Raw genomic sequence first — 11,203 nt, forward strand, 5'->3', positions numbered from 1 at the left:
GGATTCAGGGATTCGGGGCTTCGGAGCTTCGGAAGGAAGAGGTGACGCGGACGCGTCACGCAGCAGCCGCCACCGTCGCGACGGCCCGCGCGCGTTCGGCCTGGCGGCGCTGCCGGCGGCGCACGTGCGGCAGGTCGTCGTCGAGCCAGTACGCGTCGTCGTCGGTGATCACCAGCAGTTCCTCGAATTTCGCGCCGACGCCGGCGAAGCCGAGATGCGGCTCGACGGCCCACAGGCCCGGCACGGGCGCATGTTCGGAGCGGCGGTCGATTGACCATAGCGGCGACCAGCCCTGCTGCTTCGCCGCGCGGCCCTGGTCGAGCAGCAGGTTGCGCGTCGCGTTCAGCCCGAAGCGCGCGACGAAGCGCGGTTTCGACGGCTTGTGGATCTTCGCGACGCGATGCGCGAGCACCTTGAACGGATAGGCCTTGTGGCGCGGCTCGACGCCCTGGCGGCGGCACAGCGCGTCGACCGCCTGCGCGACCTCGGCCATCGGGCGGCGCGCCTTCACGAGCCGCACGATCATGTCGCGATGGTCCATCAGGTCGTCCTGCAGCTGTTCGAGGATCGGGTTGCGGCCGAGGCAGTGCGCGTAGCCGACGTCCGCGACGACCCCGTCGAGCACGGGCGCGACGTCGAGGATCACCGGCATGTCGGTCTCGAGCTGGCGGTGGCTCGGGAAGAACGCGAGGTTGAAGCCGCCCATGTGCTTGAGGCCGGAGAAGCCCTCGAACGCGGTGCGCTCGCCGAACCACGCGAACGGCTTGTGCAGCCAGTCGTGCACGCCGTGGTCCTGCAGCCATTCGGTCAGCAGGCGTGCGGCTTCCTTCTCGGTGATGCCGGGATAGAGCATCGCGCCGACGGTCTCGACGCAGCGGTACGCAAGCTGCTGGACCGCGCGGAATTGCGGCAGCTCGTCCAGGTGGACTTCCGGCAGCGGGTGGTCAGCGGTCATGATGCGTCTCCATGTGTCGGCCCGCGTTTGCGTGTCGGCGCGACGCGAGTCCTGTGCAAGGCTTGTGCGCTGATCCGGAACGCATCCGCCGGTGAACTTGGGCGAATTATTCAGTCAGCATTTAATGTGCCATTAATTAATGTAACGATCATAGCCGGTTCGACGGCATGTGCCAGCCCCCGGAGATGAGGACTTCTCCTAATGAAGAGCCGAAATGGAGGAGAAGTTCTAGGTTCCGGCGGTCGGGCCGGCTGGCCCGCTGCTGCGCACGCGTCCCGAGCGGGGGAGGCGGCCGGGAGCACCACGCGAGGTTCCGGCGCGGCCCGGCATGTCGCGCCGGATCAACTCTCCGTCGCGTCGCGGCGCGACGCTGTCAAATTGCCGAAATAATTTCGTCACATCATCCGCCCCTATTCGAAGCCTTTGCGGCTTCGCCGGGCCGGTGTGCCGCGCGTCGCGCGGGGCAGCGACCGAAGCCGATTCGGCATTTCAACGGAGAGAGAGACCATGCAACGCCGCCGGTTCATGAACACCCTTGCCGCGGCGACCGCCGCGACGCCGCTCATGCTCAAGGCCGGCATCGCCGGCGCGAAGAGCGCAATCGCGCCGGACACGCTGGACCCGGGCCGCTGGTCGCCGTTCAATGCCGCGCGCCTGCAGGCGGTGCTCGACCAGCATGGCGTCGCGAGCGCGCGCTACGATGGAAAGCGCCGCCCGTATGCGGTGTTCGACTGGGACAACACGTGCATCATGAACGACTGCGAAGAGGCGTTGCTGATGTACCAGATCAACCATCTGCAGTACAAGCTGACGCCGGACGAGTTCGTCGCCGTGATGTGGAAGGACGTGCCGAAGGGCGCGTTCATGAAGGACTACACGACCGTCGACGGCAAGCCGGTGACGATGGAGGATCTCGCCGCCGACGTCGAGTCCGACTACCGCTGGCTCCATGCGAACTACAAGGGCTTCGGCGGCGACAAGAGCCTCGACGAGATTCGCGAGACCGACCAGTTCAAGGATTTTCGCGCGAAGCTGTACTTCATGTACGACGCGATCTGCGACACGCATCCGCTCGAAGTCGGCTACAAGTGGATCATCTATTTCTACAAGAACATGACGACCGCCGAGCTGCAGGCGATGGCGGAAGCGTCGAACAACTACGGTATCGGCGACGCGCTGCGCAAGGTTCGCTACGAAAGCCCGAAGGCGCTGCCGGGCAAGGCCGGCGTGGTGGCCGATACCCATTTCCACGGCATCCGCATTCACGAGGAAATCCGCGCGGTGATGCATACGCTGCGTGCGAACGGCATCGACGTGTACGTGAGCACCGCGTCGCTCGACGACGTCGTGCGCGTGTTCGCCGGCAATCCGAACTATGGCTACGGCGTGGCGCCCGAGAACGTGATCGGCCTGCGTCTCGACATGCAGGACGGCAGGTACACGAGCACCTATCCGGCTGGCTGGCATTTCAACTGGGGGCCCGGCAAGACGGTGGGCATCCGCAACGTCCTCGCGTCGAAGAAGGGTTACGGCCCGCTGCTGGTGTTCGGCGACAGCGACGGCGATGCGTGGATGCTGCGCGATTTCAAGGACACCGCGGCCGGCGTGATCGTCAACCGGATGAAGAAGGGCGAGATCGGGGCGGACAGCAAACTCGCGGCCGAACAGATCGGCAAGCCGGACGCGCGCTTCCTGCTGCAGGGCCGCGACGAGCACACGGGCCTGATGATCCCGGACGAGAAGTCGCTCAAGTACGGCAAGACCGAGCGCAAGCTGCTGGCCTGACGCGGGCCGGGCGCCGGGCCGCCGCGGCCCCGCGTCCATCCGCATCGGCCGCGGCCTCGTGCGAGCCGGCACACGCGCATCTCAAGGCTCCCGCTTCACCCCCAGCCGCTCCAGCAGCGACCCGAGCAGATCGATCGGCAGCGGAAACACGATCGTCGAATTCTTGTCGGCCGCGATCGTCGTCAGCGTCTGCAGGTAGCGCAGCTGCATCGCCTGCGGCTGCAGCGCGAGCCGCTGCGCGGCCTGCAGCAGCTTCTCCGATGCCTGCAGTTCGCCTTCCGCATGAATCACCTTCGCGCGCCGCTCGCGCTCGGCCTCGGCCTGCCGCGCGATCGCGCGCACCATCGTCTCGTTCAGGTCGACGTGCTTGATCTCGACCGTCGATACCTTGATCCCCCACGCATCGGTCTGCGCGTCGAGCGTCTTCTGGATGTCGGCGTTCAGCTGCTCGCGCTCGGCGAGCAGCGCGTCGAGCTCGTGCTTGCCGAGCACCGAACGCAGCGTCGTCTGCGAGAGCTGGCTGGTCGCGTCGAAGAAGTGCGCGACCTGGATCACCGCCTTCTCCGGATCGACCACGCGGAAATATACGACCGCATTGACCTTCACCGACACGTTGTCGCGCGTGATCACGTCCTGCGGCGGCACGTCGAACACGACGGTGCGCAGGTCGATCCGCACGACCTGCTGGACGATCGGGATGATCAGCACGAGCCCCGGCCCCTTCACTTTCCAGAACCGGCCGAGCATGAACACGACGCCGCGCTCGTACTCGCGGAAGATGCGGATCGACGACGCGACGAGCACCACGACGAAGACGATCAGGACGCTGCTGAAGCCGAACGTGTAACCGATCATGAAGGTTCTCCTTGGGGTTGTGCCTGCCCGGGCACGTCGTAGAGCGGCGTGACGGTCAGCGTCAGCCCCTGGCGGCCGGTCACGCGCACGCGGCAGCCGGCGGCGAGCGGCACGCTGCTCGCGACCCGCCAGCGCTCGCCGTGCACGCGCGCCCAGCCGGCGGCCGACGGCGCGACGCCGCTCGCGGCCATCGGTTGATCCGGGTGCAGGCCGTCGTCGAGCACTTCGCCGATGCTGCCGAGCATCGCCTCGGCGCCCGTCACGACCGGGCGCCGCCGCGCGCGCAGCGCGACGCTCGATACGACGGCGACGAACAGCGCGCCGCCGAGCGCCAGGCTCGCGATCACGGGCCACGGAATCCCGTAGCCGGGCACGTCGGTGTCGATCAGCATCAGCGCGCCGATCGTAAACGCCACGATCCCGCCGAAACCGAGCACGCCGAAAGTCGGCAGGAACGCCTCGGCGACGAGGCAGCCGAGACCGAGCAGCACGAGCCCCAGGCCCGCATAGCTGACCGGCAGCAATTGCATCGCGAACAGCCCGACCAGTAGGCAGATGGTGCCGGCGAGGCCCGGCAGCACGAAGCCGGGGTTCGCGAATTCGAAGAACAGCCCGTAGATGCCGATCGTCAGCAGGATCAGCGCGACGTTCGGATCGGCGATGATCGACAGGAAGCGGCTGCGCCAGTCGGGCGCGAGCACGACGAGCGGCGCATGCGCGGTCGCGAGGTGCAGCGTGCCGGCGCTGGTCGTCACGGTGCGGCCGTCGAGCTGGCGCGCGAGGTCGGCCGGATCCTGCGCGATCAGGTCGACGACATGCTGCGCGCGCGCCTCGTTCGCCGACAGGCTCACGGCCTCGCGCACCGCGCGCTCGGCCCATTCGGCATTGCGTCCGCGCAGCTGCGCGAGGCCGCGGATGTACGCGGCGGCGTCCTGGGTCGCCTTGCGGATCTCGGTCGACTGCGTGTCGTTCGGCAGCGCGACGGGCGTGGACGAGGCGCTGGAGGCGCCGCCCGCACCCGATGTCCCGGCCGGCGACGGCCGCGGCGTGCCCGGTGTTCCCGGCGTACCGGGTGTACCGGGTGTACCCGGCGTACCCGGCGTACCCGGCGTACCCGGCGTACCCGGCGTACCCGGCGCGCCGCCGCCGATGCCGAACTGCACCGGCGAGGCCGCGCCGAGATTGGTGCCGGGCGCCATTGCGGCGATGTGGCTCGCGTAGACGATATAGGTGCCCGCGCTCGCGGCCCGGGCGCCGCCGGGCGCGACGAACGCGGCCACCGGCACCGGCGAGCCGAGGATCGCCTTGATGATCTGCCGCATCGACGTGTCGAGCCCGCCGGGCGTATCGAGCTGCAGGATCGCGAGCGGCGCGTGGTCGTGCGCCGCGCGCTCGAGCGAGCGGACGATGAAGTCGGCGCTGGCCGGCCCGATCGCGCCGTTGACCGGAATCACGATGACCGGAGTCGCGGCGGCGGGTGCGGCGGGCGAGCTGGCGGGGGGCGGAGCGGCAACCGCCGCGCATACGACGAGCAGCGCCGCGAACAGCGCGGCGCGCGCGACCCGCGCGACCAGCGGGTGACGGGGGCGGCCGTCGGGCGATGCCGATGACGGCGGCCCATGACGATGAATGGGCATCGGGGCGTCCGGGCGGCGCGCGGCCGCACGCCGTCCGGCTCGCGGAAAAGGGCGTTGGCCCGATATTTGAAGATTAGGCGGTTTCGGGGCAAAGCGCGAAGGCGGGGCCGCCGGCCGCGCCTTCAGCCGGCGCCGTTGCCGCGCGCGAGCGCTTCTTCCCGGTACTCGGCCGGGCTGCGCCCGCTCCATTTGCGAAACGCGCGGTAGAACGCGCTCGGTTCCGCGAAACCGGTGGCGGCCGCGACGTCGGCGATGGTCCGCGACGGGTCGGCCAGCGCCTCGAACGCGAGATCGCGCCGCAGCGTGTCCTTGATCGACTGGTACGCGTGGCCTTCCTGGTGCAGCTTGCGGCGCAGCGTCGCCTCGGCCACGTGCAGCCGCGCGGCCATCCCGCCCGCGCCGGGCCACGCGGCGGGCGGCATTCCGCGCAGCACCGTGCGCACGCGCTGCGCGAGCGCGTTCGGGTTGCGGTACTTGACGATGAAGCTGGCCGGCGCGTTGCGCAGGAACGTCTTCAGCGTCTTCGCGTTCTGCACGACCGGCAGCGTCGCGAATTCGGGATCGAAATCGACATACGAATCGGGCTGGTTGAACCGCATGTCGTCGCACAGCATCGACGGGTATTCGTGGTCGGCCGGCGGCGTGTCGCAGCGGAAGCTCGCGTGCAGCACCGGGATGCGCCGCCCGATCAGCCAGCAGGTGAGGCCGTACACGATGATGAAATAGGTCGCATACGTGAACATCGCGGGCGCCGCGGCGCTGTTGCGGTGCACGAAGCGCAGCCGCACGCGCTGCGGATTGGCGTCGAGCTCCGCGTGCAGGTCGTCGAGCACGCAGTGCAGGAAATTCACCGCGCGCGCCATCGCGTGCAGTCCGTCTTGCGCGGACAGCGCGGCCTGGCTCATCGCGATGAAGCTGCCGCTGCGCATCGGGTGGCGGTCCTGCCCGAAAAACTCGTCGTCGAGTGCGCGCGCGATCGCGTTCCACAACGCGCCGTATTGCTGCGCGGACACCCGCGCGCGCGGCTGGTCGAGCAGCGCGGGCGCGATGCCGGCCTGCGCGAGCAGCGGCTCGGCCGCGACGCCGCGCCGGGTGGCGAGCGCGACGCTGTAAGCGACGAGGCTGATCGCGACGGTGCCCTTGTCTTCCTGCTTCATCGAAGCCGCCGGTATGGCAAAAACGCTCAGTGTAAATGAGCGGCGCGAGCATCGAACAGTCGCGCGTGCTTGCCTACACTTGTTGCATCGAAACGGAAGGTCGGTCGCCGCACGCGGCCGCGGGAGACAGCAGCGCCATGGACGAGCTTTACACCGAAGACCAGCGGATGATCCGCGACGCCGCGCGCGCTTTTGCCACCGAGGTGCTGGCCCCGAACGCCGCGCAGTGGGACCACGACGCGCACCTGCCCGACGCCGTCGTCGCGCAGCTCGGCGAACTCGGCCTGCTCGGGATGATCGTGCCGCAGGAACTGGGCGGCGCGTATACGGATTACGTCGCCTACGCGCTGGCGATGGAGGAGATCGCCGCCGGCGACGCCGCGTGCGCGACGATGATGAGCGTGCACAACTCGGTCGGCTGCGGGCCGATCCTCGGCTTCGGCACGCCGGCGCAGAAGGATCGCTGGCTGGCCGAGATGGCGGCGGGCCGCATCATCGGCGCGTTCTGCCTGACCGAGCCGCAGGCCGGCTCCGAGGCGCACAACCTGCGCACGCGGGCGGAACTGCGCGACGGCAAGTGGGTGCTGAACGGCGCGAAGCAGTTCGTGACCAATGGCCAGCGCGCCGGCGTCGCGATCGTTTTTGCCATGACCGACCCGGAAGCCGGCAAGCGCGGCATTTCCGCGTTCCTGGTGCCGACCGACACGCCGGGCTTCATCGTCGGCAAACCCGAGAAGAAGATGGGCATCCGCGCGTCCGACACGTGCGCGATCACGTTCGAGAACTGCGCGATTCCGGAAGAAAACCTGCTCGGCAATCGCGGCGAAGGGCTGAAGATCGCGCTGTCGAACCTCGAGGGCGGTCGGATCGGCATCGCCGCGCAGGCGCTCGGCATCGCGCGCGCCGCGTTCGACAAGGCGCGCCGCTATGCGGGCGAGCGCGTGCAGTTCGGCAAGCCCATCGCCGAGCACCAGGCGATTCAGCAGAAGCTCGCCGACATGGCCACCCAGATCAACGCGGCGCGCCTGCTCGTGCATCACGCGGCGAAGCTGCGTACGGCCGGGCTGCCGTGTCTGTCGGAGGCGTCGCAGGCGAAGCTGTTCGCGTCCGAGATGGCCGAGCGCGTGTGTTCCGACGCGATCCAGATCCACGGTGGCTACGGCTACCTCGCCGATTACGAAGTCGAGCGTCATTATCGCGACGCGCGCATCACGCAGATCTACGAAGGCACCAGCGAAGTGCAGCGGATGGTGATTGCGCGACAGCTTTGAGTCGCGGCGCTCGCTCCATCGAACACCACGCGAACCGACAAGCAGGTAAACAGGCAGGGCACGAGGGCAGCGCGGCAAACGCGGCACGCAACGACGTGACCGTGCGCGGCGCAACTGGGAACCGGACGGGCGCTGCAGCGCCTGCGCCGGTCGACCGCTGGGCATGGAGACTGGAGACGACACGATGACAGTACAGGCATTCCTGGACGCACGCGACTTTCTGCTGCGCCATCGCACCGACTACGAAACCGCCTACCGCGATTTCGAATGGCCGGTGCTCGATGCGTTCAACTGGGCGCTCGACTACTTCGACCCGATGGCGCGCGGCAACGACCAGCCCGCGCTGTGGATCGTCGACGCGGCAACCGGGACGGGCGACCCGTATTCGTTCGCGCAGATGTCCGAGCGCTCGTCGCGGATCGCGAACTGGCTGCGCGGCATCGGCGTCGTGCGCGGCGACCGGATCCTGCTGATGCTGCCGAACCGTGTCGAGCTGTGGGACGCGATGCTCGCCGCGATGAAGCTCGGCGCGATCGTGCTGCCCGCGACCACCCAGCTATCGGCCGACGACGTGCGCGACCGCGTGCAGATCGGCGGCGCCACATACGCGATCATCGACGAGAACGAAACCGCGAAGTTCGAACAGGCCGATCTCGGCCTGAGGCACAAGATCGTCGCCGGCGCGCCGCGCGACGGCTGGCTTGCGATGAACGACGGCTACGCGGCGAGCGACGTGTTCACCCCCGACGCCGTCACGCAGTCGAACGAAACGATGCTGCTGTACTTCACGTCGGGCACGACGTCGAAGCCGAAGCTCGTCGAGCATACGCACCGCACCTATCCGGTCGGGCACCTGTCGACGATGTACTGGGTCGGCCTGCAGCCGGGCGACATCCACTGGAACATCAGCTCGCCGGGCTGGGCGAAGCACGCGTGGAGCTGCTTCTTCGCGCCGTGGAATGCGCAGGCGTGCGTGTTCGCGTTCAACTACGCGCGCTTCGAGCCGAAAGTCGTGCTCGACGCGCTCGTCAAATACCGGGTGACCACGCTGTGCGCGCCGCCGACCGTGTGGCGGATGCTCGTGCAGCAGCCGCTCGCGTCGTTCGACGTGAAGCTGCGCGAGATCGTCGGCGCGGGCGAGCCGCTCAATCCCGAGATCATCGAGCGCGTGAAGAAGGCGTGGGGCATCACGATCCGCGACGGCTACGGCCAGACCGAGACGACCTGCCTGATCGGCAACACGCCGGGCCAGCCGGTGGTCGCCGGCTCGATGGGGCGGCCGCTGCCGGGCTACCGGATCGCGCTGCTCGACCCGGACGGCGCGCCCGTCAGCGAAGGCGAGGTCGCGCTGCCGATCGGCGCCGGCGCGTCGCGCCCGGTCGGGCTGATGAACGGCTACGCGAACAATCCCGACGCGACGGCCCATGCGATGCGCGACGGCCATTACCGCACGTCGGACATCGCGATGCGCGGCGACGACGGCTACTACGTGTACATCGGCCGCGCGGACGACGTGTTCAAGTCGTCCGACTACCGGCTGAGCCCGTTCGAACTGGAAAGCGTGCTGATCGAGCATCCGGCGATCGCGGAAGCGGCCGTCGTGCCGAGCCCGGACCCGCTGCGGCTGTCGGTGCCGAAGACCTACATCACGCTGCGCCAGGGCTACGAGGAAAGCCCGGCGCTCGCGCTGGAGATCTTCCGCTTCTCGCGCGAGAAGCTCGCGCCGTACAAGCGCATCCGCCGCCTGCAGTTCGCCGAGTTGCCGAAGACCATCTCGGGGAAGATCCGCCGCGTCGAGCTGCGCCGCCGCGAGATCGAGCGCGGCGACGATGCGACGACGCGCATGCCCGGCGAATACTGGGAAGAAGATTTCGCCGCCGAACTGAAATGACCGGCCGCGGGCCGCGCGCGCCGCATCCCGCGGCGGCCGCCCGCAACTGGATTGAACCGGCCGCGCGGCATCAGCGCTGCGTGGTCCACAGCAAGGAGATTGCATCGATGAACGCGAATCCGACGCCCCGCACGGGGCAAGACGTGCCGACGGTCAAGCTGCTGATCGACGGCGCTTTCCTCGAGTCCACCACGAGCGAGTGGCGCGACATCGTCAACCCGGCGACCCAGCAGGTGCTCGCGCGCGTGCCGTTCGCGACCGTCGCGGAAGTCGACGCGGCCGTGCAGGCCGCGCAGGAGGCGTATGCGACATGGAAGAACACGCCGATCGCCGCGCGCATGCGCATCATGCTGAAGTTCCAGGATCTCGTGCGCGCGAACCTGCAGCGCATCGCGAAGACGCTGACCGCCGAGCAGGGCAAGACGCTGCCCGACGCCGAAGGCGACATCTTCCGCGGCCTCGAGGTGGTCGAGCACGCGTGCTCGATCGGCACGCTGCAACTCGGTGAGTTCGCCGAAAACGTCGCGGGCGGCGTCGACACCTACACGCTGCGCCAGCCGCTCGGCGTATGCGCGGGCATCACGCCGTTCAATTTCCCCGCGATGATTCCGCTGTGGATGTTCCCGATGGCGATCGTGTGCGGCAATACATTCGTGCTGAAGCCGTCGGAGCAGGACCCGATGTCGACGATGGAGCTCGTCGAGCTCGCGATCGAAGCCGGCGTGCCGAAAGGCGTGCTGAACGTCGTGCACGGCGGCAAGGAAGTCGTCGATGCGATCTGCACGCATCCGCTCGTGAAGGCGATCTCGTTCGTCGGCTCGACGGCCGTCGGCACGCACGTGTACAACCTCGGCAGCCAGCATGGCAAGCGCGTGCAGGCGATGATGGGCGCGAAGAACCACGCGATCCTGCTGCCCGACGCGAACCGCGAGCAGGCGATCAATGCGCTGGTCGGCGCGGGCTTCGGCGCGGCCGGCCAGCGCTGCATGGCGACCTCCGTCGCGGTGCTGGTCGGCCGCGCGCGCGACTGGCTGCCTGACATCGTCGCGAAGGCGCAGACGCTGAAGGTCAACGCGGGCTCGCAAGCGGGCACGGACGTCGGGCCGGTCGTGTCGCGCGGCGCAAAGGCGCGCATCCTGTCGTTGATCGACGCGGGCATCAAGGAAGGCGCGAAGCTCGAGCTCGACGGTCGCGACGTGAAGGTCGCCGGCTTCGAGGAAGGCAACTTCATCGGGCCGACGATCTTTTCGGGCGTGAAGCCCGAGATGACGGTCTACACCCATGAAATCTTCGGGCCGGTGCTGGTCGTGATGGAAGTCGACACGCTCGACGAAGCGATCGCGCTCGTCAACGCGAACCCGATGGGCAACGGCGTGGGCATCTTCACGCAGAGCGGCGCGGCCGCGCGCAAGTTCCAGAGCGAGATCGACGTCGGCCAGGTCGGCATCAACATCCCGATTCCGGTGCCGGTGCCGTTCTTCAGCTTCACCGGCTCGCGCGGCTCGAAGCTCGGCGATCTCGGCCCTTACGGCAAGCAGGTCGTGCAGTTCTACACGCAGACGAAGACGGTCACCGCGCGCTGGTTCGACGACGACACGACGGCCGGCCCGGTGAACACGACGATCCGGCTGCACTGAGCGGCGGAGGAGACG

General features: G+C 68.5%; 8 protein-coding genes. 4 read left to right on the forward strand and 4 right to left on the reverse strand.

Features of this window, described 5'->3' with window-relative positions:
* Positions 1-55: 55 nt before the first annotated feature.
* A complete protein-coding gene (locus SB771_RS16580; protein ID WP_175705318.1) occupies positions 56-955 on the reverse strand; it encodes a M24 family metallopeptidase in 900 nt (299 codons plus the stop codon).
* Positions 956-1,462: 507 nt separating this feature from the next.
* Between SB771_RS16580 and SB771_RS16585 the strand changes: the two genes are divergently transcribed.
* Positions 1,463-2,740 (forward strand): haloacid dehalogenase-like hydrolase, encoded by a 1,278-nt coding sequence (locus tag SB771_RS16585; RefSeq protein ID WP_175658879.1) that lies wholly within the window; start codon positions 1,463-1,465, stop codon positions 2,738-2,740.
* Between the two features lie 81 nt (positions 2,741-2,821).
* Here SB771_RS16585 and SB771_RS16590 read toward each other — a convergent pair whose 3' ends face one another.
* The 3 genes from SB771_RS16590 to SB771_RS16600 all read right to left on the reverse strand — a co-directional run bounded on the left by SB771_RS16590 (position 2,822) and on the right by SB771_RS16600 (position 6,389).
* A complete protein-coding gene (locus SB771_RS16590; protein WP_011659369.1) occupies positions 2,822-3,595 on the reverse strand; it encodes a slipin family protein in 774 nt (257 codons plus the stop codon).
* Complete coding sequence (locus SB771_RS16595; protein WP_175658880.1) at positions 3,592-5,232, reverse strand: NfeD family protein; 1,641 nt, start codon at positions 5,230-5,232, stop codon at positions 3,592-3,594. Before SB771_RS16595 ends, SB771_RS16590 begins: the two co-directional genes overlap by 4 nt.
* Positions 5,233-5,354: 122 nt before the next feature.
* A complete protein-coding gene (locus tag SB771_RS16600) occupies positions 5,355-6,389 on the reverse strand; it encodes an AraC family transcriptional regulator (RefSeq protein WP_012366634.1) in 1,035 nt (344 codons plus the stop codon).
* Between the two features lie 137 nt (positions 6,390-6,526).
* Here SB771_RS16600 and SB771_RS16605 point away from each other — a divergent pair, with 137 nt between their 5' ends.
* The 3 genes from SB771_RS16605 to SB771_RS16615 all read left to right on the forward strand — a co-directional run bounded on the left by SB771_RS16605 (position 6,527) and on the right by SB771_RS16615 (position 11,188).
* Positions 6,527-7,660, forward strand: a complete 1,134-nt coding sequence (locus SB771_RS16605; RefSeq protein WP_006753001.1) for an acyl-CoA dehydrogenase family protein — start codon at positions 6,527-6,529, stop codon at positions 7,658-7,660.
* A 184-nt stretch (positions 7,661-7,844) separates the two neighbouring features.
* Complete coding sequence (locus SB771_RS16610) at positions 7,845-9,551, forward strand: AMP-binding protein (RefSeq protein WP_175658881.1); 1,707 nt, start codon at positions 7,845-7,847, stop codon at positions 9,549-9,551.
* Positions 9,552-9,658: 107 nt separating this feature from the next.
* Positions 9,659-11,188 (forward strand): CoA-acylating methylmalonate-semialdehyde dehydrogenase, encoded by a 1,530-nt coding sequence (locus SB771_RS16615; RefSeq protein WP_011659364.1) that lies wholly within the window; start codon positions 9,659-9,661, stop codon positions 11,186-11,188.
* Positions 11,189-11,203 lie beyond the last annotated feature (15 nt).

It is taken from the genome of Burkholderia sp. SIMBA_051 (genome assembly GCF_046534915.1).
GTDB lineage: Bacteria > Pseudomonadota > Gammaproteobacteria > Burkholderiales > Burkholderiaceae > Burkholderia > Burkholderia ambifaria.

Coding starts and splice junctions, on each gene's coding strand:
- SB771_RS16600 (WP_012366634.1), bottom strand. CDS start 6,389: ATGAAGCAGGAAGACAAGGGCACCGTCGCGATCAGCCTCGTCGCTTAC.
- SB771_RS16615 (WP_011659364.1), top strand. CDS start 9,659: ATGAACGCGAATCCGACGCCCCGCACGGGGCAAGACGTGCCGACGGTC.
- SB771_RS16580 (WP_175705318.1), bottom strand. CDS start 955: ATGACCGCTGACCACCCGCTGCCGGAAGTCCACCTGGACGAGCTGCCG.
- SB771_RS16590 (WP_011659369.1), bottom strand. CDS start 3,595: ATGATCGGTTACACGTTCGGCTTCAGCAGCGTCCTGATCGTCTTCGTC.
- SB771_RS16585 (WP_175658879.1), top strand. CDS start 1,463: ATGCAACGCCGCCGGTTCATGAACACCCTTGCCGCGGCGACCGCCGCG.
- SB771_RS16595 (WP_175658880.1), bottom strand. CDS start 5,232: ATGCCCATTCATCGTCATGGGCCGCCGTCATCGGCATCGCCCGACGGC.
- SB771_RS16610 (WP_175658881.1), top strand. CDS start 7,845: ATGACAGTACAGGCATTCCTGGACGCACGCGACTTTCTGCTGCGCCAT.
- SB771_RS16605 (WP_006753001.1), top strand. CDS start 6,527: ATGGACGAGCTTTACACCGAAGACCAGCGGATGATCCGCGACGCCGCG.